The sequence below is a fragment of the Nicoliella sp. ESL1120 genome (assembly GCF_058508515.1).
In genome coordinates this window covers 33,333-56,718 of sequence record NZ_CP196383.1, presented here as the reverse complement: position 1 = coordinate 56,718, position 23,386 = coordinate 33,333, and the positions used below count along the sequence as shown (strand labels likewise).

General features: G+C 38.7%; 21 protein-coding genes, 1 tRNA gene and 1 rRNA gene. 20 read left to right on the top strand and 3 right to left on the bottom strand.

Annotated elements, in window-relative coordinates:
• Positions 1-49 precede the first annotated feature (49 nt).
• Both rrf and ACSYTE_RS00255 read left to right on the top strand, forming a co-directional pair.
• Positions 50-166: ribosomal RNA gene (rrf, locus tag ACSYTE_RS00260) — 5S ribosomal RNA — on the top strand.
• Positions 167-221: 55 nt separating this feature from the next.
• Positions 222-294: transfer RNA gene (locus ACSYTE_RS00255), tRNA-Thr, on the top strand.
• A 57-nt stretch (positions 295-351) separates the two neighbouring features.
• On the opposite strand, the gene helD is transcribed toward ACSYTE_RS00255, so the two are convergent.
• Positions 352-2,673 (bottom strand): RNA polymerase recycling motor HelD, encoded by a 2,322-nt coding sequence (gene helD / locus ACSYTE_RS00250; protein ID WP_491716733.1) that lies wholly within the window; start codon positions 2,671-2,673, stop codon positions 352-354.
• A 322-nt stretch (positions 2,674-2,995) separates the two neighbouring features.
• Here helD and trpS point away from each other — a divergent pair, with 322 nt between their 5' ends.
• From trpS to ACSYTE_RS00175, 15 genes are all read left to right on the top strand, one after another.
• Positions 2,996-4,015 (top strand): tryptophan--tRNA ligase, encoded by a 1,020-nt coding sequence (gene trpS / locus ACSYTE_RS00245; RefSeq protein WP_491716732.1) that lies wholly within the window; start codon positions 2,996-2,998, stop codon positions 4,013-4,015.
• Positions 4,016-4,054: 39 nt separating this feature from the next.
• Positions 4,055-4,993: a Ppx/GppA phosphatase family protein gene (locus ACSYTE_RS00240; RefSeq protein WP_491716731.1), complete on the top strand. Its 939-nt coding sequence runs from the start codon at positions 4,055-4,057 to the stop codon at positions 4,991-4,993.
• A 55-nt stretch (positions 4,994-5,048) separates the two neighbouring features.
• Entirely contained in the window at positions 5,049-6,302 is a 1,254-nt protein-coding gene (locus ACSYTE_RS00235) for a hydroxymethylglutaryl-CoA reductase, degradative (protein ID WP_491716730.1), read from the top strand.
• A gap of 12 nt (positions 6,303-6,314) precedes the next feature.
• On the top strand, positions 6,315-7,280 hold the full coding sequence (locus ACSYTE_RS00230) for an IpaB/EvcA family protein (protein WP_491716729.1): 966 nt from the start codon (positions 6,315-6,317) through the stop codon (positions 7,278-7,280).
• Positions 7,281-7,301: 21 nt separating this feature from the next.
• Positions 7,302-8,009 (top strand): NAD-dependent protein deacylase, encoded by a 708-nt coding sequence (locus tag ACSYTE_RS00225; protein WP_491716728.1) that lies wholly within the window; start codon positions 7,302-7,304, stop codon positions 8,007-8,009.
• Complete coding sequence (locus ACSYTE_RS00220) at positions 8,009-8,854, top strand: DUF72 domain-containing protein (RefSeq protein WP_491716727.1); 846 nt, start codon at positions 8,009-8,011, stop codon at positions 8,852-8,854. The genes ACSYTE_RS00225 and ACSYTE_RS00220 overlap by 1 nt, the downstream gene beginning before the upstream one ends.
• Before the next feature lie 70 nt (positions 8,855-8,924).
• Complete coding sequence (gene metG / locus ACSYTE_RS00215; RefSeq protein ID WP_491716726.1) at positions 8,925-10,955, top strand: methionine--tRNA ligase; 2,031 nt, start codon at positions 8,925-8,927, stop codon at positions 10,953-10,955.
• Between the two features lie 66 nt (positions 10,956-11,021).
• The gene (locus ACSYTE_RS00210) at positions 11,022-11,795 is read left to right on the top strand and encodes a TatD family hydrolase (RefSeq protein ID WP_491716725.1); all 774 of its coding nucleotides are present in this window, start codon (positions 11,022-11,024) and stop codon (positions 11,793-11,795) included.
• Positions 11,795-12,352, top strand: coding sequence for a ribonuclease M5 (gene rnmV, locus ACSYTE_RS00205; protein WP_491716724.1), 558 nt, complete (start codon positions 11,795-11,797; stop codon positions 12,350-12,352). Before ACSYTE_RS00210 ends, rnmV begins: the two co-directional genes overlap by 1 nt.
• On the top strand, positions 12,352-13,242 hold the full coding sequence (gene rsmA / locus ACSYTE_RS00200; protein ID WP_491716723.1) for a 16S rRNA (adenine(1518)-N(6)/adenine(1519)-N(6))-dimethyltransferase RsmA: 891 nt from the start codon (positions 12,352-12,354) through the stop codon (positions 13,240-13,242). The genes rnmV and rsmA overlap by 1 nt, the downstream gene beginning before the upstream one ends.
• A 109-nt stretch (positions 13,243-13,351) precedes the next feature.
• Positions 13,352-14,200, top strand: a complete 849-nt coding sequence (gene ispE / locus ACSYTE_RS00195) for a 4-(cytidine 5'-diphospho)-2-C-methyl-D-erythritol kinase (protein ID WP_491716722.1) — start codon at positions 13,352-13,354, stop codon at positions 14,198-14,200.
• A 110-nt stretch (positions 14,201-14,310) separates the two neighbouring features.
• A complete protein-coding gene (purR, locus tag ACSYTE_RS00190) occupies positions 14,311-15,132 on the top strand; it encodes a pur operon repressor (RefSeq protein WP_491716721.1) in 822 nt (273 codons plus the stop codon).
• A gap of 16 nt (positions 15,133-15,148) precedes the next feature.
• A complete protein-coding gene (glmU, locus tag ACSYTE_RS00185) occupies positions 15,149-16,522 on the top strand; it encodes a bifunctional UDP-N-acetylglucosamine diphosphorylase/glucosamine-1-phosphate N-acetyltransferase GlmU (protein ID WP_491716720.1) in 1,374 nt (457 codons plus the stop codon).
• A 130-nt stretch (positions 16,523-16,652) separates the two neighbouring features.
• On the top strand, positions 16,653-17,612 hold the full coding sequence (locus ACSYTE_RS00180) for a ribose-phosphate diphosphokinase (RefSeq protein ID WP_491716719.1): 960 nt from the start codon (positions 16,653-16,655) through the stop codon (positions 17,610-17,612).
• A gap of 1 nt (position 17,613) precedes the next feature.
• Positions 17,614-17,985, top strand: a complete 372-nt coding sequence (locus ACSYTE_RS00175) for a DUF3899 domain-containing protein (RefSeq protein ID WP_491716718.1) — start codon at positions 17,614-17,616, stop codon at positions 17,983-17,985.
• Between the two features lie 41 nt (positions 17,986-18,026).
• Here the strand turns inward: ACSYTE_RS00175 and yidA are convergent, their stop codons facing one another.
• Positions 18,027-18,842, bottom strand: coding sequence for a sugar-phosphatase (gene yidA, locus ACSYTE_RS00170; protein ID WP_491716717.1), 816 nt, complete (start codon positions 18,840-18,842; stop codon positions 18,027-18,029).
• Between the two features lie 18 nt (positions 18,843-18,860).
• Positions 18,861-20,213 carry an HD domain-containing protein gene (locus ACSYTE_RS00165; protein WP_491716716.1) on the bottom strand — a complete coding sequence of 451 codons (1,353 nt, stop codon included), beginning with the start codon at positions 20,211-20,213 and terminating at the stop codon, positions 18,861-18,863.
• 133 nt (positions 20,214-20,346) lie between these two features.
• Here ACSYTE_RS00165 and ACSYTE_RS00160 point away from each other — a divergent pair, with 133 nt between their 5' ends.
• From ACSYTE_RS00160 to pyrG, 3 genes are all read left to right on the top strand, one after another.
• Entirely contained in the window at positions 20,347-20,793 is a 447-nt protein-coding gene (locus tag ACSYTE_RS00160) for a YwiB family protein (RefSeq protein ID WP_491716715.1), read from the top strand.
• A gap of 74 nt (positions 20,794-20,867) precedes the next feature.
• Positions 20,868-21,434 carry a DNA-directed RNA polymerase subunit delta gene (gene rpoE / locus ACSYTE_RS00155; RefSeq protein ID WP_491716714.1) on the top strand — a complete coding sequence of 189 codons (567 nt, stop codon included), beginning with the start codon at positions 20,868-20,870 and terminating at the stop codon, positions 21,432-21,434.
• A gap of 191 nt (positions 21,435-21,625) precedes the next feature.
• A complete protein-coding gene (gene pyrG, locus ACSYTE_RS00150; protein ID WP_491716713.1) occupies positions 21,626-23,236 on the top strand; it encodes a CTP synthase in 1,611 nt (536 codons plus the stop codon).
• The last annotated feature ends 150 nt before the right edge of the window (positions 23,237-23,386 follow it).

Below are 23,386 nucleotides of genomic sequence, written 5' to 3'. Positions count from 1 at the left end.
ATAAAATATTATCTAGTTTTGAGAGAACGAAGTTCTCACAGATAAATAGTGTGGTGATGATGGCCAGAAGGATACACCTGTTCCCATGTCGAACACAGAAGTTAAGCTTTTGAGCGCCAAAAGTAGTTGGGGGATCGCCCCCTGCAAGGATAGGACGTTGCCACGCAAACAAAAAAGATCTCCGTTTTTTACGAAGGTCTTTTTTATTTTAATATTTAAATGCCGTTTTAGCTCAGGAGGTAGAGCGTTTCCATGGTAAGGAAGAGGTCCCGGGTTCAAATCCCGGAAACGGCTTTAATTAAAAACTGCCGTCCCTACTAACTCTTAGTGGGGACGGCAGTTTTTTTAATATTAGCTATGTGAGCTTAATTGATGGTCAATTTTAAATACTTCTTTCGGGACTTTGGATTTTGTAATTAGCGAGCTAACTGCACCAACACTGATTAAGATTAAGTTATGCATTGCTCTTGTTGAAATCGTGTAAAGCGTTCCAATTAAATCAGTGCTATTAAAGTTATCATTAGAAATATTCCAACCGATTACTGAATCAAATTCTAATCCCTTTGCCAAATAGACGGGCAAAATAATTACTCCCTTCGGTAAGGTGCGATCAGCATCATCTAGAATATTAGTTTTAAAACTATGGTATAGATTGTGGTTGATAAACTTAGCATCATTCATATTTTTAGTGATAATAGCAACAGTTCCATTATCAGCTAATTGTTTTTTAACGGATGATTTTAAACTTGCTAATGCTTCTTGATCATTGTATCTAACAATGATTTCAGGAAGTGGTCCTTGACGATTAAATGCTTCAATTTCATTTCCATCTGGTAATAATGACTTAGCAAATGTTGTGATTTGATAAGTCGATCGATAGGACTTACGTAACGTTATGAGCCTAGAATGATTAGTGCCAAACGCATCGTTAAGTTTATTTAGCAGTTCTTTAGGGGATTCAACTTCTTTAAATAAAGCTTGTTCACTGTCACCAATTAGGTTAAATTTGGCATTTGAAAATATAAATCGCAAGTAAATTAATTGAGCAATTGAGTAGTCCTGCATTTCATCGATAAACAAATATTTAATTGCACGATTTCTACCTTCACCTGTAATTAAATCACGTAGATATAGGAGCGGTGCAGCATTTTCCAAACCTAATTTATGATTTTCTAAGTCTTCTGAAAACTTCTTAATAGAGGCTTGCCATTCTTTATTATCGATATTTGCAGGAAGCGTTAAGCTATTTAGAAAATCGACATATTGAATATATGGATCAAAAAAATTATTATTAAAAATTGCATCATAAATAATTCGGTATTCACGTTTAACGATTTTCTGTGCTAGAAAATCCCGTTCGTCATCTTGGCTTTGGAATTCACGAAGCTGCTTTCCCTTCATCATGGTTCGAATCTGTTCTTCACTTAAAACTTCTAGTTCATCATTTACCCATGGATCGTGGATTGAAGTTTTAATTCTTCTTTTTAAAGTTCTGATAAGTTGGTTTTTAGTTTTTAAGATTCTTTGTGATGTGTGCATACTCTTTGGGTATTGTTCATAAATTGCGCGAATATCTTCAGCAGTAAAGAATGGATTGCCCCTAAATAAAATTGAACTAAATTGAATTTGATCGGCTGAAATATCAGAAACATAATCTGATAACGCATTCATGAATTTATCACTATCTTTATACTGATGAATCTGTTGTTGGGAATTACTTAATGATTGTTGATTTTCGTAACGATCAAAAATTGATTGAACTTTTAATCCCTCAAATCGATGGTTAAAAAATTCAGCAAGCGTAACTTGTCGCATGTTGCGTTCCCCTAAACTAGGTAGCACATCTGAAATGTAGTGACTAAACAGTTTATTGGGTGAAAGTAACACGATTTGATCTGCCACTAGCGAACTTCTGCTGTGGTAAAGTAGGAATGCAATTCTTTGGAGGATTGCTGATGTTTTTCCTGATCCAGCGACCCCTTGGACAACTAATAGGTCACTAGTCGTATCCCTAATAATATCGTTTTGTTCACTTTGAATCGTAGCAACGATATTTTGCATCGTCTCATCATTTTGTTCACCTAATGCATGTTGAAGCATTTCATCGCCAACGGTTTCATTAGTATCAAACAGATTATCAATTTTGCCATTTTTAATTTGAAATTGACGCTTTTTTATTAATTCGGTTGAGAAACGCCCCGCAGGAGTAGTGTAGCTAACCTTGCCCAGGGTTCCATTATAATAGATGCTAGAAATAGGAGCCCGCCAATCATAGATTAAAAAATTTTGATTATCATCAACAAATGATGCTGTCCCAATGTAAAGTTTTTCTGGTTTTGTATCACCATCATCAAGAATATCAATGCGCCCAAAATAGGGAGAATTTTCTAAATCCTTTAACGTGTTTAAGTGTCGTTTGATGATTGCTTCATTTTCAATATCTCGGTTAACTAATCCTCTTTGTTGTTGTAGTTCAGCACTCGTTTCAATTCGATCGTCAACTTCAAAGTAGTTAACAGACGTATTGGCACTATAATTTTGCTGAACATTTTCAGTTTCTTGGTGAGCTCTATTTAAATCAACTTTAGTCTTTTGAATTCGTTTCGTAATTTTTTTAACAATTGATTCAACACGGGCTTCCTCTTTTTCATATTCACCGGGTTCCAAGATCATTCCTCCATTTCTTCAAATTCTTTTCAACGTGCAATAATTTTAGGTTTAAAATGCTTAAATGTCAATTAAACTCACTTTGACATTAAATTAGTAATCAATTAAAATATTAGATGATTATAAATGTTAAAAAAGTAGTTGCCCCACCTTCAGAGAGATCATAGATGCTGAGAATGATTAGGGGAAATGAAATGGTTGAATGGGTTCCTCCTTATCGGAAAGAGTGGCGGGTTTTAACTCTCGCAACATAGGTGGTACCACGTTAAAGGCGTCCTATTGGATATTCATCCAGTAGCACGCCTTTTTTTAGAAAGGATGATTTATGATGACAGAAAAAAAGGTAATTTTAACTGGTGATCGCCCAACCGGCAAGTTACACATTGGACACTATGTTGGTTCTCTTAGAAATCGGGTTGCTTTACAAAACTCAGGTGAATATGACACCTATCTATTAATTGCAGATATGCAAGCGTTAACCGATAACGCTCGTGATCCAGAAAAAATTCAACACAGTTTACTTCAAGTGGCACTGGACTACTTAGCAGTTGGCATTGACCCTAAGAAATCCACCATTTGTGTTCAGTCACAATTACCAGCGTTAGATGAATTGACGATGCACTACTTAAATCTAGTTACAGTTTCACGGTTAAACCGTAACCCAACTGTTAAAACCGAAATTAAACAAAAAAACTTCGGCCAAAGTGTGCCAGCTGGTTTCTTCATCTATCCAGTAAGCCAAGCTGCTGATATCACTGCCTTTAAGGCCAATACAGTTCCAGTTGGGGCTGATCAAGAACCAATGCTTGAACAAACTCGTGAAATCGTGCGTTCATTTAATTCAATTTATAAACAGGATATTTTAGTTGAACCAGAAGGCTACTTCCCACCAAAAGAAATGGGACGGATTCCTGGACTGGATGGTAATGCTAAGATGAGTAAATCACTTGGTAACGCCATTTACCTGGCAGATGACCCAGACACGATTCAAAAGAAGGTCATGTCCATGTACACTGACCCGAACCATATTCACGTGGAAGACCCTGGAAAAGTTGAAGGCAATACCGTCTTCACCTACTTAGATATTTTTGCAAAGGATCAAGACCATGTTAGTGAATTAAAGGAACAATATAGACATGGTGGACTTGGTGATGTAAAGATTAAGCGTTACTTGAACGAGGTCCTTCAAGCAGAACTAGAACCAATTCGGACACGTAGAGAAGAATTCGCAAAGGATCCCGCTGCGGTTTATGATATTTTAAAGGCAGGGAGTGAACGGGCCCAAGCGGTTACTAATCAAACCCTTCAAGAAGTTCGGGATGCAATTGGGATTAATTACTTTAAATAATCACTGAACTAAAACATTATTTAAAGAAGGGTGTTTAAATTGGAAAATTTTGTAATTCTAGATATTGGTTCCAATTCAGTGAGAATGGCCATTAATCAAATTGAAAATGATGGATCATATCATGAAATTAAAAGATTAAAAAATGATAGTCGACTATCCGAAGGGATGGGTCGAGAAAAAATGTTGAGACCAGCAGCGATTAAGCGGACAATTAATGCGTTACAAAATTTCCAAAATGTTTATAAGGGATACCCAAATGCGCATGTGAAAGTCATTGCTACTGCTGCGGTCCGCCAAGCTAATAATCAAGATACATTTTTAAAACAGGTTCGTGATACCCTTGGTTTGCGGGTTAAAATTTTATCTGGAAATCAGGAAGCTTATTATGACTATTTAGGGGTTGTAAACAACATCAAGGAGTCTAATTATATTTTAGTTGATATTGGTGGGGCCAGTATGGAGTTAGTACTAGTTCAAAACCATAAAAAAAAGAATTTAATTAGCCTTCCAATGGGAGCGGTAAGTATTTCAGAACATTACCATTTAAATAGTTATATTAAATCATCTGATTTGTTCAAAGCAGAGTGTTATATCCAACAAGAACTACATCGGGTTTTCTGGCTGAAATGGGCTTATCACTATCCATTAGTCTTACTTGGTGGCGCAACTAGGGCGTTGGCAAGAATCAATCAGCACCACCAGCACCTAAATCGTTCGCACCGCTTAAATCGCTATCAATTAAGGCAATCACAGGTTTTAAAAACATTCGAGCTATTGATCGCAAAGGATAATGCACAACGCAAACAGATTTCAGGGTTAGAGTCCGATCGTGCCGATATTATCGTTGGTGGATTATTACCATTGGTCTCGATTATTAACAGAATTAATTCTAAGCAGGTCATCTTTGCTGATAGCGGGGTCCGTGAGGGATTAATTAATGAATATTTACGCCACATGAAATCAAACCAAAAACATTAGTTGTTTTAAATGCTCCTGATTGTGGGGAGCAATTGCAAAGGTGGAAGCTTTATTTATGGATAATATATTTAAACATTTTTATCGTAAATCATATGCTGATAGGTTATCAGTTGTTGGGGAGTACGCATCTTTAGATGAAAACGCACGGTCATTGATTAAGGATCATGTAAACGATACTGATGCCCACCTAATCGAAAACTATCTTACTGATTATTCGTTGCCTGAAGGCGTAGGGGTTAACTTAATGGTCAATGGCGTTGAGCATGCCATTCCCATGGTGACTGAAGAACCATCTGTAGTCGCGGCCGTCAGCAACGGGGCACGGATGCTCAGAAAGAATGGGATCTCGGCAACAGTAATTAATCGGGAATTGATTGGTCAGGTAATTTTGCATAAACCTAGCTCAGCGCTGTTGGAATGGATTGAAAATCATAAGGGGAATTTGATTGCCCTAGCTGATTCAGCCCACCCGAGCATTAGTAATTATGGTGGTGGGGCTACCGAAGTTACCGTGCGAGCATTGGATAAGGATGATTATTCGATTGATCTGAGCGTTAATGTATCTGAAGCGATGGGTGCAAACATTATTAATTCGATGTTAGAACAACTGGGTGCAACCATCAATGAACAACAACCCGGAGTTGTTTTAATGCAAATTTTATCCAATTATGCGACAAAAAGTTTGGTCAAAGTAACTGGCCGAATTGACTTTGATCAATTAGGTGCCCCTGGGATGACGGGACAAGAAGTTGCTGTTAGAATTGGTTTAGCTAGCCATATTGCCCAAATTGACCCATATCGCGCAACGACCCATAACAAGGGCATTATGAACGGAATCGACGCAGTAACGATTGCAATGGGTAATGATTGGCGTGCAATTGAAAGTGGGATTCATGCCTATGCAGCAAAAGATGGACAGTACCGCGGATTAAGTCACTGGAAGATTATTAATAACCAACTAGTTGGCGAGATGGTTGTTCCAATGCCTGTTGGTTTCGTTGGTGGGGCGACTAAGGTCTTTCCACTTGTTCAGATTAATAAGTCCATTGCTAAGGTTAAAAATGCACGTGAGTTAATGCAGTTAATTGCAGCAACTGGTTTGGCACAGAATTTAGCTGCCCTGAAGGCAATCGTGACGGATGGAATCCAAAAGGGGCATATGGCACTGCAATTAAATTCATTAGCAATTAGCGCTGGGGCTACTCCATCGGAAGTTGCGCCAGTTGTAAAAAAATTAAGAACCATTAAGAACGTTGGAATTGAAGATGCTCGTTCAATCATCCAACAAATCAGAAAATCTAATAAGTGAGGTTGAAATTACTTGGAACCAGAAGATATTAATTTAAATGAACAGACCCAAAGTTTGATCAACGTTGTGAATCAATTTTTTCCTGGTAAGATTGAGGTTCAATTTATTGGTCGCCTACAATCAGGATATGTAAGACATGATCAAGCACAAGTAGTTCAGGAAGGTAAAAATATTTATGTACAAATTTCAGATTTATCTGCTCCTAACTACACGGCTTCACATGAATTGTTGCACTTGTTAATGACTTTACGGGGCTTTCCCCAGATTTTCTTCTCATTAACTACTGGTAATCCAGAATTAGATGATCAATTGCAAGCAATGGGAACTGAATTATTTGATATTGTTTCTCACTTTGTTGTTGTTTCAGAACAACGCAAACATGAATTGATCAATGCTGATATTGAAGCTATGTATCTAAAGGGAATTAAGGAAACCATCAAACCAGAACCTAAGGAACTGGATGATGAAATGTCATTAAGATTACTAACCCTTTTGGATGCAATGGTCTTTTACGGAGATCATTTCGATACAGTTGTTGACGAATTGAAGCATGATTATCCAGTTTCACTAGCTGCTGCTCAAAAAATTTATAAACAGATTACTGTTAAGCCAACTGATTCACCATTTGGCTTGCGTAGAAACGTTGTTAAATTATTCAGATTGTTTGATGATCAATTAAAGGCGTGGGGTTTACCACCATTAAATAATAAGGACTTTACAACGATTACTAGTGTGCTTTCAGAACGCCAATTAAACCTTAAAGTAAATCAAATGTTTGAAATTTTTCATTCTGAACTGCACGAAAAGGTCACCAATCGAAGAGCCTACGTTGGCTTTAGTAAGGTCGATGATCAAAATTCATTTGTTGTTCCATCACCAACAGGGATGGATGATAGTCCAGCTTATTTTAAACGACTTTACAATTTAAGCGTCAAAGACTTGTTCAAGGAACTTAAAATGCCATTTATTATTCGTTAATTAATTTGGGGGGCGTCAAATATGGATGCAGATGTTCAAAGGGTATTTGATCAATCGCAGCGAATTGTTTTTTTAACTGGGGCGGGGGTATCAACTCCTTCTGGGATTCCAGATTATCGTTCTAAAAATGGGTTATATGAACAGGATAACGATGGACGACCCGCTGAATACTATTTAAGTCATGCTTGTTTGCAAAATGAGCCTGATAAATTTTATTCGTTTGTGAAAAATAATATGTACTACCCAGATGCAAAACCCAATGCAATTCATGAAAAGCAGGCTGCGTTAACTAATCAGGATCGTGCTAGCATCATTACACAAAACGTCGATAATTTGTATAACGTTGCACATGCCACCCACCTAATTGAATTTCATGGTAATTTATATGATGTTACTTGCCAAAAGTGTCATCAATCAGTTGATTGGCATGAATATTTGAATAGTCCGATTCATAAGGATTGTGGCGGTGTATTACGTCCTGGAATTGTTTTGTATGATGAAGGATTGGATCCAGATAGGGTCCAAAACAGTGTTGATTTAATGTCTAAAAGCGACTTGATCGTAATTGTAGGGACTTCAATGCGTGTCTACCCATTTGCAGGGCTACTTCAGTATCGCAACCCCAGTGCACCGGTTATTGCAATCAATCAAGAAAAACTAGACTTAGGGATTCCCTTGAAGATGATTCAAGGGGATGCAGTTAAATTCTTTAAGGAGCTGCGAGTTTAATGATTACAATTGGTTTAACAACGTGGTCTGATCATCCCTTGTTTTCTAATACTAATCAACCACCGAAGTTAAATGAGTATGCGAGTTTTTTACCGACCGTTGAAGTTGATACTCCATTTTATGCGATTCCCCAAATTACCACAGTTGATAATTGGATTAAACAAGTCCCTAGTCAGTTTCAATTTGTGGTGAAGGCGAATCGTTTGATGACTCAACATGACTTAAAAAGTCCAGATGCGGTTTCTTTACCAACTCGTTGGCAGGTTTTTACTGAATTTAATGCAATGATTAAGCCATTGGTTGAATCCCACCAGCTAAAGACGGTTTTATTTCAATTTCCGCCCTTTTTTAAGGTCAGTGATGAAAACCTTGCCTACTTAGCAAGCATTCCTAACCACCTCCCTGGGTTGCCGATTACGGTCGAGTTTCGGCATCCTTCTTGGTATCAAAATCCATTTATTAATCGGCTGTTTCACGGCTTAAAGCAATTGCATTTGACATTGGCCATTGTGGATGAGCCCCATAATCTAAATGATGGCGTCCCATTCGTTCCACTAATTACTAACCCAAATTTAGTATTTATTCGGCTTCATGGGCGCAATGCAGAAGGCTGGTTCAATCAAGGCCGAGATTGGCGCAAGCGCAGGACTTTGTATCATTATAATGATCATGAACTAGCTGGTTTAGCAAATATCGTTCGTGATTTAGATTCCCAAGTAAGAGAAGTATGTATTATTTTTAATAACAATTCTGGCAAAGATGCGGCCCCCAATGCCTTAAAGTTACAATCCTTATTAGGGCTACATTTTACTGGATTAGCACCAAAACAACTAGATTTATTTTAAAGCACGGCAGTTATGCTATAATGAAAAATAATTAACTAGCGGCTGCCGCTTCAGAAAGGGAGCATCATCTATGGCAAAACCAACTTATTATATTACCACTCCAATATATTATCCATCTGGTAAATTACACATCGGAAATTCATACACAACGATTGCGTGTGACGCATTAGCTCGTTTCAAACGTTACACGGGGTATGACGTTTTTTACCTAACTGGAACTGATGAACACGGACTCAAAATTGAACAAAAAGCAGAAAAATTAGGGATGGAGCCCAAGGCTTACGTTGATAAAATGGCCGATGGCATTAAGCAGCTTTGGAAGACCCTTGATATCTCAAACACCAAGTTCATTAGAACGACTGATGATTACCATGTTGCAGCTGTTCAAAAGATTTTCCAAAAATTACAAGATAATGGGGATATTTACCTTGGTGAATACACTGGTTGGTACTCCGTATCTGATGAAGAATACTTCACTGAATCCCAATTATCCGAGGTTTACAAGGATGATGATGGTAATGTAACTGGTGGAAAGGCACCAAGCGGTCACGAAGTCCAATTGGTTCACGAACCATGTTACTTCTTTAAGATGAGTAAATACGCTGATTGGTTACTTCAATACTATCGTGATCATCCAGATTTCATTGAACCATCAGCGCGGATGAATGAAATGATCAATAACTTCATCAAGCCAGGCCTTGAAGACCTTGCCGTTTCACGGACTTCATTTAAATGGGGGGTTCCTGTTAAGAGTGATCCTAAGCACGTCGTTTATGTTTGGATCGATGCCTTGACTAACTATATCACTGCCCTGGGTTACGGTTCTGATGATGATTCATTATTTAAGAAGTACTGGCCTGCTGACGTTCAAATGGTAGGGAAGGAAATCGTTCGTTTCCATACGATTTACTGGCCAATTATCTTACATGCATTGGGATTAGAACTACCTAAGCACGTAATTGGCCACGGTTGGCTATTAATGAAGAATGGTAAAATGTCCAAGTCTAAGGGCAACGTTATTTATCCAGAAACATTGGTCGAACGTTACGGGCTAGACGCTACGCGTTACTACCTCCTTCGTTCCATGCCTTATGGAAACGATGGGGTCTTTACGCCAGAAGACTTCGTTGATCGGGTCAACTATGACCTTGCCAATGACCTAGGAAACTTATTGAATCGGACAGTTGCGATGATCAACAAGTACGAAGGCGGGACCGTCCCAGAATTTAAGTCAGCAGTGACAGAATTTGACCAACCTTTGGAACAAGTCGCAACCGAATCGATTACCGAGTTCAAGGAAAAAATGAATTCCGTTCATTTTGCCGATGCACTAGCTGCAGTTTGGAAGTTAGTAGCTGCAACCAATAAGTACATTGACCAAACTGAACCATGGTCGTTAGCCAAAAGCGATGCTGCTGCTGATAAGGATCAATTAGACTCCGTGATGGCCCACTTGGCCGCTAGTTTACGGGTAATTGCCTTCTTGGTTAGTCCAATCATGACACAAGCTCCTAAAAAGATTGCTGAACAACTTGGCTTGCCAAGCGATTCGTTCGACTTAACGAACTTGAATATCGCTGATTTACCAGCAAACACCCAGGTAATCAAGAAGGGTGTTCCAATCTTCCCACGGCTTGATGTGGAAGCTGAAGTTGAATTTATCAAGGGGCAAATGACCAAGTCTGATAAAACGAAGGGGCGGGCAGCCCAAAAGGCTGCTGCTGAAGGCAGTTTCGACCCAGATACGACTGAATTAACGTTAACTAAAAAAGCAATTCGTTACGAAGCCTTTGATAAGGTCGAATTAAAGGTTGCTGAAGTGGTTGCAGTTCAACCCGTTGAAGGTTCGGATAAACTATTGAAGTTCAAATTAGATGCGGGTGATCAAGGATATCGGCAAATCCTTTCGGGAATTGCACAATGGTACCCAGATTACGAAAAATTAGTTGGTAAGAAACTAATTGCCGTATCGAACTTAAAGCCTCGTAAAATGCGTGGTGAAGTCAGTCAGGGAATGTTACTTTCCGTTGAACACAAGGATGGTTCAATTGAATTAGCGACCCTTCCTGAAAGCTTCGAAAACGGGGCTACTTTAGAATAATGAAAACCCTAAATTAGCCATTCAATCAATTTGATTAATGGCTAATTTCGTTTTGGAGGAGATTTTATGAAGATTTTTGATTCCCATACCCACTTGAATGATGATATTTTATATCCCGATGCTAAGCAATACATCGCCCATGCCCAAAGGTTAGGGGTAGTTAAGATGGCAATCGTTGGTTCTGATCAACATTTAAATCGCTTAGCAATTGAATTAGCCCACCAATACGATAATTTATATGCAATCGTTGGCTACCATCCAGAATCGGCCAATGACTTTGATGAAGCTGCCGAAGCGGAGTTGATCGAACAAATTAAGGATCCAAAGGTCGTTGCCGTTGGTGAAATCGGCCTTGATTACCACCAAAACGTAGTGAAGCAAAGCACCCAACGCCGTGTTTTCAAACGCCAAATTGAAATTGCAAAGGATGCAGGGCTGCCAATTTCCGTTCATAATCGGGATGCGTTCGAAGATACCTACGATATTATTAAATCAACCGATGTCAGTGCGACTCATGGAATCGTGCACAGCTTTAATGGTGATCCTGAATGGGCACAGAAGTTTATCGACTTGGGGATGTTACTATCATTTAGTGGGGTTGCCAGCTTTAAAAAGACCCGTGAAATCCATGAAGCTGCTGCTAAAGCCCCACTGGATAAAATCCTAGTGGAAACTGATGCTCCATATTTAGCACCAGAGCCATACCGTGGAAAGCAAAATGAACCTGGCTATACACTCTATACAGTCGAAGCAATTGCTAGGTATCGCGATACGACTCCAGACGTAGTTGCTGATGCAACTTACCGTAATACGTTACGCTTGTTCGGAATCGAGGAATAATGAAAAAAATTAAAGAAGTAATTGTGGTGGAAGGTAAAGATGATACTACCCGCATTAAGATGGCTGTGAACGCTGATACCTTAGAGACTAGGGGCTCAGCCATTGATGATGCAACGATTGCATTGATCAAAAAGATTGCTGAACAACGGGGAATCATCATCTTTACAGATCCTGATTTTTCTGGTGAACGAATTCGAAAGATTGTTGCCAAAGCGGTTCCAGATGCTAAGCATGCCTTCATCAAGCGCAATTTAGCAACCCCTAACCATCACCATGGCTCATTGGGCGTCGAACATGCCTCTATGGATACGATTAGAGAGGCGCTTGCGAATCTGTATACTGAAAATCTAACCGCAGAGCCGCTGATTCCAGAACGTGTGTTATTGGAATATAACCTATTAGGGGGACCAGGAGCCAAGCAACGACGGCAAAAGTTATGTGATATTTTGAACATCGGATATGTAAACGGGAAGCGACTCGGAAAACGACTGCAAATGTTTTCGATCACCCCCCAACAATTTGATGCCGCAATGAAGCAAATCAAGGAGGAGCAATAATGACAGAAACACCAGCAATTGGGAGCCCAGCCAGAACTCAGGCGATATTGAATCGTTACCACCTTTCTGCAAAGAAAAGTTTGGGACAAAATTTTCTGACCGATTTAAATATTTTAGTCGGGATTGTGGATGCTGCAGAAATCACAAAGGAAGATAATGTAATTGAAATTGGACCTGGAATTGGGTCTTTAACTGAGCAATTGGCCAAGCGGGCGAATAAGGTCGTTGCATACGAATTAGACCAAAATTTATTACCAGTTCTAGATGATACTTTACATCAATATGATAACGTTAAAATCATTAATCAAGATATTTTAAAGGCAAACTTGCCAGAGATGATCGATCAAGAGTTTGGTAGCAACGAACATGTCAAGGTGGTTGCCAATTTGCCATATTACATTACTACTCCAATTATTTTAAGTTTATTAAAGGGCCCGATTGACTTTTCTAAAATTGTGGTGATGATGCAAAAGGAAGTTGCCGATCGATTATGCGCCAAAACAGGTGTGAAGGCATATAGCTCCCTTTCTGTAATTGTGCAATATCTGCATCGGGTGACAGTTCCAATGCAGGTTTCTAGAAAATCATTCATCCCATCACCGAACGTGGATTCCGCAATTGTAACATTAACTAGTTATAACCATCGAAATGATCAAGCATTCAATGATAAGTCATTCATGGGTTTTGTTCGCGGGTGTTTTGCTCATCGTCGTAAGACGTTATGGAATAATTTACAAAGTGTTTTTGGGAAGCGCCCAGAAATAAAGGAGCAGGTCAAAAAAGGTTTGGCAGAATTAGACATTGATCCAGGCGTTCGCCCCGAAAGATTAACGGTGAGTGACTTTGTGAAACTTGCTAATACCTACCATAAAATTGGCATTTTAAAATAACCTAATTAGCAACTATTAATTAAAATAGTTGCTTTTTTAGTCCACTGACTTTTCATTGATTTTTTAGTATAATGAAAAATAAATAAATTAGATGATTGGAGGGGTGGACTTGAAAATCGTAGAAAAAGCGCCTGCTAAAATCAATTTAGGGCTAGATACACCTTACATCCATCAAGATGGGTTACCAGAGTGGAAAATGGTTATGACTTCGATTGATTTAGCGGATTACGTAGAGATTAGCACTAATAAAAGTGGTAAGATCGTTGTGGAATCTGATAGTGTTTTTATTCCTAATGATCAACGTAACCTTGCTTATCAGGCGGCGTTGCTGATTACAAAGCAGTTTAATATTCAGGATGGAATTGAAATTAAAATTATTAAGCATATTCCGATTGCTGCAGGTTTGGGAGGCGGATCATCTGATGCCGCTGCCGTTTTAAGGGGCTTAAATAAACTTTATCAACTGGGGCTTAATAATTCAGAATTAGCATTGATTGGACTGCGGGTTGATTCTGACGTTCCTTACTGTATTTATAGTCAAACGGCTAAAGTAACTGGTCGCGGTGAAGTCATCGAACTAATGCCTAAGCTGCCTTCAATGTGGGTAATTTTAGTCAAACCGCGGGTGAGTGTCTCAACGCCTAAAATTTTGCAAGAGATTAATTATGATCGGTTGATTCATCCGAATATCGATAAATTAATATTATTTGCAAAGCGGGGGGACTTGACCGGAATCACCGCTAACATGGGAAATGTTTTAGAATCAATTTCAGCGGGGCACTATCCAGAAATTTTAGAAATCAAGAATCGCTTAATGAGCTTCGGTGCGGACGGTTCTCAAATGAGTGGAACTGGGCCGACTGTATTTGCAGTGTGCCATAAATATAGCCGTGCGAAACGGATTTTAAACAGCATTCGCGGTTTTTGTAACGAAGCATACCTAGTTAGACCTTTATAATATTACTTACATTCATATATTAATTTACGAAAAAGTTGAGTAAAACACGAACTTTTATGCTAAAATTTGATTGATAGGAAAATTTGTTATTTATTATAGAGGTGAAAGATTTGAAGGTCAGACGAAGTAATCGATTGATTGATATGACTAAATATCTTTTAGATCGACCACATACTCTTATTCCCCTGACTTTTTTTGTGGACCGTTATGGTTCTGCAAAGTCTTCCATTAGTGAAGACCTAGGAATATTAAAGCAAACTTTTAAAGAGCGTGGAATTGGAATTGTTGATACGGTTCCTGGAGCAGCTGGTGGAACTAAGTTTTTACCATCGATTCCAGCAGCGGAGGCACAATCGTTCGTTAACGACTTAAAGGATGCATTAAATGATGATAGTAGGTATTTAGCCGGTGGCTATATTTATATGTCTGATGTATTGAGCTATCCTGATACGCTTAGAACGATCGGCCGAATAATGGCAACTAAATATACTGATCAAAAGATCGATGCGGTATTGACAGTCGCAACTAAGGGAATTCCAATCGCCCAAAGCATTGCTAGTAATTTAAACGTTCCATTCGTGGTTGCGCAGCATGACTCCAAAATCACAGATGGTTCGACGATTAGTGTTAATTACGTATCTGGTTCTAATAATAATGTCAAAAAAATGGTATTATCTAAACGGAGCCTAAAGGCTAATTCCAGAGTATTGATCGTTGATGACTACCTTAAGGGTGGTGGCACTGTCAATGGACTAGCTACTTTGGCTCGTGAGTTTAATTGTGAAGTAGCTGGGATTTCGGTCCTAGCTGAGGAAAATTATGATCGGAATGAGTTTGCTGATCAACAATATGTGTCATTAGTCAAAGTTGATATTGCAAAACATATTACAGTATCAGACGGGAACTTCTTAACGACCGTCTTTAATCAATAATAGGAGGATCAATTTAATGGCATTAAGAAACACAATTATTCTAGCTGCTGGTAAGGGAACTAGAATGAAATCAAAATTATATAAGGTCCTACATCGCATTTGTGGTCGGACAATGGTTGACCATGTCTTGACGCAAGTTGAAAAGACTAATATGGACAACGTTGTGACCGTGGTTGGTTATGGTGCTGAAGATGTTGAACGGGAATTAGGCGACCGTACCAAATACGTTGTTCAAAAAAAGCAACTAGGGACTGGGGATGCCGTGATTAAGGCCGAACCCTTATTGGCAGACCTTGAAGGGACTACGATGGTGGTAAGTGGTGACACCCCGCTATTCACTAGTGAAACCTTTGAAAAGCTTTTTAAATATCATGAAGAAAAGCAGGCTGCCGTTACCATCTTGACTTCCAAGGCTCCCGACCCAACTGGTTATGGTAGAATTGTGCGTAATGATTTGGGGATTGTTGAAAAAATTGTTGAACAAAAGGATGCTTCGAAGGAAGAGCAGGCGATCAACGAAATCAACACCGGGGTATATGTTTTTGATAATCAAGCTTTATTTGACTCCCTCCACAAGATTAACAACGATAATGCACAGGGCGAGTATTACTTGACTGATGTAATTGAAATTTTGAAAAACGCTGGCAAAATTATTGCAGCTTATCAAATGGCTGACTTTAGTGAATCGATGGGGGTTAACGATCGAATTGCACTATCTAAAGCAACGAAAGTGATGCAGAAGAGAATTAATCGCTACCACATGACTGAAGGGGTTTCCATTATTAATCCTGATGATACCTACATTGATGTTGATATTAAGATTGGTTCAGATACGGTTATCGAACCTGGGGTTCAAATTCATGGTAAGACGACGATTGGATCAAATTGTCGAATTGGGGCCCATTCTGAAATCACTGATTGCGTTCTTCACGATAATATTCATGTGATCTCATCATATCTTCAGGAATCAGAAATGCTAGATAATTCTAATATTGGCCCTTACAGCCATTTAAGACCAGGCTCTCTAATTGGTGAGCATGTTCACCTAGGTAACTTTGTAGAGGTTAAAAAAGCCCAAATTGATGAAGGTACGAAGGTAGGGCACCTAACTTACGTTGGAAATGCTCATTTAGGGAAGAACATCAATGTTGGATGTGGGGTTATTTTTGCCAACTATGACGGTAAAAATAAACACAACGTTACCGTTGGGGATGCATCGTTTATCGGTAGTAACTCCAATTTGATCGCCCCTGTGACCATTGCTGATCACTCCTTTATTGCCGCTGGTTCGACCATCACTGATGATGTAAATGAATATGATATGGCAATTGCACGGGCAAGACAAACTAATAAACCCGGATATTATAAAAAGTTACCTTACAATGGATAGTGAATAAATTCACGTAACATTGTATGATAATGTGGGATTTTAGTGTAAAATAGTAAGTAACAAGAGTAAAACATGCCTGTTTTATTTGAAATGATAATCAATATGAATGGATTTTTAGATGGAGGAACTCATGGCTGAACAAAAAATCGATCCTAATTTTAAACTTTTTGCTTTAAGTTCAAATCGCCCATTGGCAAAGAAGATTGCTGATGATATGGGAATTGAATTGGGGAAGGCAAACGTTAATCATTTTAGCGACGGTGAAATTCAAATTCAAATCGAAGAAAGTATTCGTGGGGATGATGTCTACATCATCCAATCTACTTCAGAACCGGTAAATGATAATTTGATGGAGCTTTTGATTATGGCCGATGCGCTTAAGCGGGCCAGTGCAAGAACGATTAACGTCGTAATTCCTTACTATGGTTACGCGCGTCAGGATCGCAAGGCACAATCAAGAGAACCAATTACAGCTAAATTAGTTGCTGATATCTTACAAACTGCAGGGGTTAGTCGGGTGGTTTCACTTGATTTACACGCTGCTCAAATTCAAGGCTTCTTTAACATTCCAGTTGATCACCTAATGGCAGCACCGCTGTTAGCTGACTTCTTCTTAAAAGAAGGTTTCGATTCAAACACGGTTGTTGTTTCGCCAGACCATGGTGGAGTAGTCCGAGCACGAAAGTTAGCTGAATGTCTAAAGGCACCAATTGCTATTATTGATAAACGGCGGCCCAAGGCCAACGTTGCTAAGATTATGAACATTATTGGTGATGTTGAAGGAAAAACCTGTTTAATGGTTGATGACATGATTGATACTGCAGGGACGATTACCCTTGGTGCACAGGCCCTAATTGATGCTGGTGCTAAGGAAGTATATGCTTGTTGTACCCATCCAGTCTTATCCGGCCCAGCAATTGAAAGAATTGAGAAATCACCAATCAAGCAATTGGTGGTTACTGATTCGATTCAATTAAAGCCTGAACAAAAAATTAGCAAAATTAACCAAATTACAATTGCAAAATTAATGGCGAATGCAATTACTAGAATTCACCAAAATAAAGCCTTAAGTCCACTATTCAAGGCCTAAAATGATGAAGCAGTTAATATTGCGCTTTAAAGTGGCGTTATTGGTAATCATTATTACGGTTTTCATTGCTTTAATTTCGTTAATGATTAATTCTAGGACCGTAATTTTTACCATAAGTAACTTCTATTTTATGGTGGGATTGTTATTTTTAGTGTTTGCAGCGTTTATTATGCTATTAGGTGGACATTTGTTTACCGGCTGGCATCGAGTTCGGCGTCGTGGTGACGATGCTGAGTTACCAGATGAACAGGTGCCTGCTAGAAAGGTGGGCCGTTTAAAAAACGCCCCCATCAAGGTTAGTCGTGCTGCTAGTTACTGCTTACAAATTGCACTGCCAATGATAATCATGAGTATTTTAATTACACTAATTTAAAAAAGCTGACCAGATTGGTCAGCTTTTTTTATTTAGTGGATTTATTCGGGATTGTTAACGAATTTATTGATTGCATAGGCAACCCCATGGTCAACGTTAGTCTTAGTAACGAATTGAGCTGCTTGTTTATTATCTTCAATCGCGTTACCCATGGCGACGCCTAGCCCTGCGAATTTAATCATTGAAAGGTCATTGCCCTGATCACCAATTGCCATCACATTTTCTGGCTTTAAGTTGAGTTTGTTGCTTAGTTCCTTCAGTGCATTTCCCTTACTGATTTGTTTATTCAAAAATTCCAAAAAGAATGGTTCGGTTTGAACAACGTATAGTTTATCACTAATGGCTGCTGGAATATTTGCTTTGGCATGCGTAATTTTATCAGGAGTACTTACGAACATTGACTTAGTAATGGTCAATTCTGGTTTGATATCTTCAGGATTTCTAACCTTAATTGGCAGTCTAACGATTGAACTTTCGTAAACTGTGTATTGGCTTAGGTCATGATTAAAAGCATAAATGGCTTCGGGCGTTTCAATTTGGTAATTAACGTCTAACTTACGGCCCAGTGCTTCGGTATCAACGAAATCATCATAGGTAATGGTGTGGTTAGTAATGACCTTACCATTAGCATCTTGAATTGTGGAACCATTGAACGTGATTGCATATTCATCTGCTCCAGAAATGGATAGTTCCTCAAGATATTTTTCAACCCCTGAAATGGGACGGCCAGTACAAAGGACGACCTTGATTCCCTTTTCACGAGCAGCAGCAATCGCCTGTTTGGTAGGTTCTTGGAGGACCTTTTCATCGTCAACAAGGGTTCCGTCAATGTCAATTGCAATTAATTTAATATCCATAATTTTTTATTCCTCACTTTAAATAACGTGGTCGTTTTTAATGTATTTTCTAAATTGTTCTTGTTTCTGTAAAAATAAATCAGTTTGTTCGCCATCATTTTTAAGAAATTCACGGGGGAAGAAGAAACGATCCTCACCAACCGTTTTATTGGTAATCACTTTGACGAGCTCACTAACATTTGACAAATCAACGAGGCTATCATCACGATTAATTAACTGAATCCGATTATCGTTAATCCCGCGCTTCGTATCATAGGAGTCATAAGGCAAGTTATAACTATTATCGATGCCAGTGTAATATTTAACGTCGTATCCACAATCACTTACTAACGAGCGCAGCTGATCGATGGTTGTGATGTCGCTTTTTTGGTATTTAACCGATTTAAATGGTTTGCGGTTAATGAAGCGATCCGCTAAATCCTTTAAAATCGGATCATCAGCGTGTTGCCAATGGATAAAATAGGTGTTTAAAACGCCGTCGTCCAATTCCAAGTAGTCCGATAGGTTGAAGCTATCCTTATTAAAGAATGGTATTAACTGGTATGGAACCATTTCAGGTTTCATTTGCCCAGCTTCATATAGATCCTTAGCACGTTGGAGGAGATGGTTTAAAATGACCTCCATTGAACGTGAGACCGGATGGAAATAAACTTGTAGATACATCTGCATCCGACCAATAATGTAATCTTCGATCGTATGCATCCCATTCATATCAAAGCAAATCCCCCCAGAATACGGGCGCATGATTCTTAAAATGCGCGTAAGATCAAAGTTACCATAACTGGTCCCGGTGCTATAAGAATCACGGAGTAAATAGTCCATTCGATCGGCATCGCATTGGCTGGAGATCATTTGGACGACCTGCTTATTAGGATATGATTTATCGATTACGCTGGCCACTTTTTTGGGAAAATCTTTGTCGACCTTGTGCAAAACTTTGTTGACTTCTGTATTTGGATTGGTAATGATATTACGAGTGATTTTTTCGTGGTCAGTTTTGAAAATGTGTTCAAACGTGTGTGAATATGCACCATGACCAATATCATGCAGTAAAGCTGCACAAAGAGCGACTAGCCTTTGTGAATCATCATCCCATAATCCATCGTTAGGATTTTGGGATGGGAAATTACGTTGAAAGTTATCACAAATCCGTCTGGCAATTTCATAAACGCCCAGCGAGTGGGTAAATCTGGAATGCTCAGCACCGTGAAAAGTGAATGATGATGTTCCTAGTTGTTTAATCCTGCGCAATCTTTGAAATTCCGGAGTGTTAATTAGGTCCAAAATCACTTGATGGCGTACATAGATATAGTTATGAACTGGATCGCGAAAAACCTTTTCGCGTGGCAGTAATTTGTTAGCGTATGACATGCTGTACTCCCCCAAGTTTTTAAATCAAATGTTTATAATATTATTATAACTAAAATTCAGTTTCGTGACTATTAAATGAGTGCAATTTACTTTTTCATAAGTATAATTAAAAGTAGGATAACTTTATTTAGGGGTGATAAAAATTAGAGATACAGACGTACAAGATGTCACGATTCATCTGGAAACGAGCGTAAGTCAAGCTGGTGACCATTCAGATTTTGTATACGATGTACAAGGACAACTAGCACGAGTTGGGATGTCCTTTTATTTAAGGTATAAAGAAGATGATCCTAAAACGGGTAAGCAAGTCCCAGTAACATTTAAACTAGATGATAACGGGGAAGTGCGGTTAACACGTGCAGCTGAAAATCGCCTCCAGGTTCGTTTTGAACAGGGACAAAAACACACGGCGCGTTATAGTACACCCTATGGACTAATGAGTATGGATGCTGAAACAGTGCAATTATCATATCAATATTTAGATAATCCCGCTCACGGGAGCCTGCAAGTTGATTATCGGCTATATTCAGGGGAAAACTTACTTGGTGACTATAAGATTAGGTTGCAATTTAACGCCTAGACGAGTAACATAAGGTAGTATATGTATAAAGCGATTAATACGATTTGAAAGTGTTTGAAAGGACGTGCACCAATTTGGAATTAAAAGCCTTAGAAGGTAAAAACAAAAAAGAACTCTCAATGATTGAAGTTGCACACGCAATTTTAGCTCAACACGGTGATGTTATGTCATTTGCTGATTTAGCTAATGAGATTCAAAAATACCTTGGTGATTCAGATGAAGAAATCAGAAACCGCTTAGTTCAGTTCTACACTGATTTAAACGTTGATGGTAGTTTCATCTCATTAGGTGATAACCTTTGGGGCCTTCGGACTTGGTATCCATACGAATCAATTGATGAAGCAACTGTTCATCCAGAAGACGAAGATGAAGAACGCCCAAAGAAGAAGCGTCGGAAGGTAAATGCATTTTTAGCTGATGCAGATGACGATGACGATGTTATCGATTACGATGATGACGATCCTGAAGATCAAGATGATTTTGATGGTGACGATGATAATGACGATGAAGATCATGATTTAGATGATATTGACGAAGAAAACCCAATCGATGATGAAGATAGTAATGATGTTCCAGATGATATCGACCTTCATGATACCGATGTTGACGATGATGATGATTCAGACGAAAGTAAAAAATAATTTTTTTGCTTGACTATAATCTTAAATATGGGTAGTATATTGTTTGGGCTCCTTACGAGTAGTTCGTAAGGAATTGATCGATTATATTATGTAGTAAATAAGCTCCCTGTTCCATGGAATGGGGAGTCTTTTTATTTTTTATTGTTGTTTTTAAATGTATCCCTAAATCATTAGAAAAAGGAGAAATTCAATTGACTAAGTATATTTTTGTAACTGGTGGAGTTGTTTCCTCACTTGGTAAAGGTATTGTTTCAGCATCGATTGGTCGACTATTGAAGAATAGAGGCCTTAAGGTGACGATTCAAAAGTTTGATCCATACATTAATGTGGATCCAGGAACCATGAGTCCTTACCAACATGGTGAAGTGTTTGTCACCAATGATGGTACTGAAACTGACCTTGATTTAGGTCATTACGAACGTTTTATTGATATTAACTTAAATAAATATTCAAACGTTACGACTGGAAAAATTTATTCAGAAGTACTGGAAAAAGAACGGCGTGGGGATTACCTTGGTGCAACCGTTCAAGTAATTCCACACATTACGAACATGATTAAGGAAAAAATCAAGCGGGCTGCTGATATTTCAGATGCAGACGTTGTGATTACTGAAATTGGTGGAACTGTTGGTGATATTGAATCCCAACCATTCTTGGAAGCCATTCGGGAAATGAAGACTGAAATGGGTGCCAATAACGTCTTTTACATTCATACGACTTTGATTCCATACCTACATGCTGCTGGTGAAATGAAGACAAAGCCTACTCAACACAGTGTTAAGGAATTACGGGGATTAGGGATTCAACCAAACCTATTGGTAGTACGAGCTGAACATCCAGTGACCGACTCAATGAAGAAGAAGATTTCATTGTTCTGTGACGTTAAACCAGAAGCGGTTGTTGAATCAATTGACGCTAAGTCCCTCTATTCTGTTCCATTGAGCTTGCAAGCTCAACACATGGATGATCAAATCCTTGAACACTTTGGAATCGAAGCTCCAGAAGCAGATATGACGAAGTGGCGCGAACTAGAACACAAGGCACTGAACTTAAAGAACGAAGTGAACATCACATTAGTTGGAAAGTATGTATCACTACACGATGCTTACATTTCAGTTGCTGAAGCTTTACATCATGCTGGATATCCAGTGGATGCCAAAATCAACTTGAAGATGGTGGCTGCTGCTGATATTACCGATGATAACGTTGCTGAAATGCTTGCAGGCGCTGATGGTGTAATCGTACCCGGTGGTTTCGGCCGTCGTGGAGTTGAAGGAATGATCAGAGCCGTTAAGTACGTGCGTGAAAATGACATCCCATTCCTCGGGGTTTGTCTTGGAATGCAAGTAGCAAGTATCGAATTTGCTCGTGATGTGGCTGGTTTTGCTGATGCTAACACCACTGAAATCGATCCAGATACTAAGCATAACGTAATTGATATTATGGCTGATCAATCTGATATCGAAGAATTGGGTGGGACCCAAAGACTAGGGGCATACCCATGTAAGATTAAGCCAGGAACGGTTACCGCTGCTGCTTATGATAATAAAGAAGAAATTTCAGAACGGCACAGACACCGTTATGAATTTAATAACAAGTTTAGAAAAGACTTAGAAGCAAAGGGCTTAGTATTCTCAGGAACATCTCCTGATAACCACTTGGTCGAAGTAATTGAAGTTCCAGAAAACAAGTTCTTCGTTGCTGCTCAATACCATCCAGAGTTTTTATCCAGACCAAATCGGCCAGAAGGATTATTCAAAGCCTTTGTTGCAGCTGCGAATAAACAACATGGCAATGCGTAAACTAATAAGCTAAATTGATTCAATAAAAAAGACATTTTTTATGAGATTATTTCATAAAACTTAGTCTTTTTTATTTTACATTTGCTAATAAATTCACAAAATGGATATAAAAAATGATATAATTTATTGTCAGTGATTAAATTTTATATC

Bases quoted from the DNA above. Each gene is read 5' to 3' on its own strand.
- helD (WP_491716733.1), bottom strand. From the start codon at position 2,673: ATGATCTTGGAACCCGGTGAATATGAAAAAGAGGAAGCCCGTGTTGAA.
- trpS (WP_491716732.1), top strand. From the start codon at position 2,996: ATGACAGAAAAAAAGGTAATTTTAACTGGTGATCGCCCAACCGGCAAG.
- ACSYTE_RS00235 (WP_491716730.1), top strand. From the start codon at position 5,049: ATGGATAATATATTTAAACATTTTTATCGTAAATCATATGCTGATAGG.
- ACSYTE_RS00225 (WP_491716728.1), top strand. From the start codon at position 7,302: ATGGATGCAGATGTTCAAAGGGTATTTGATCAATCGCAGCGAATTGTT.
- ACSYTE_RS00220 (WP_491716727.1), top strand. From the start codon at position 8,009: ATGATTACAATTGGTTTAACAACGTGGTCTGATCATCCCTTGTTTTCT.
- metG (WP_491716726.1), top strand. From the start codon at position 8,925: ATGGCAAAACCAACTTATTATATTACCACTCCAATATATTATCCATCT.
- ACSYTE_RS00210 (WP_491716725.1), top strand. From the start codon at position 11,022: ATGAAGATTTTTGATTCCCATACCCACTTGAATGATGATATTTTATAT.
- rnmV (WP_491716724.1), top strand. From the start codon at position 11,795: ATGAAAAAAATTAAAGAAGTAATTGTGGTGGAAGGTAAAGATGATACT.
- rsmA (WP_491716723.1), top strand. From the start codon at position 12,352: ATGACAGAAACACCAGCAATTGGGAGCCCAGCCAGAACTCAGGCGATA.
- glmU (WP_491716720.1), top strand. From the start codon at position 15,149: ATGGCATTAAGAAACACAATTATTCTAGCTGCTGGTAAGGGAACTAGA.
- ACSYTE_RS00180 (WP_491716719.1), top strand. From the start codon at position 16,653: ATGGCTGAACAAAAAATCGATCCTAATTTTAAACTTTTTGCTTTAAGT.
- ACSYTE_RS00175 (WP_491716718.1), top strand. From the start codon at position 17,614: ATGATGAAGCAGTTAATATTGCGCTTTAAAGTGGCGTTATTGGTAATC.
- yidA (WP_491716717.1), bottom strand. From the start codon at position 18,842: ATGGATATTAAATTAATTGCAATTGACATTGACGGAACCCTTGTTGAC.
- ACSYTE_RS00165 (WP_491716716.1), bottom strand. From the start codon at position 20,213: ATGTCATACGCTAACAAATTACTGCCACGCGAAAAGGTTTTTCGCGAT.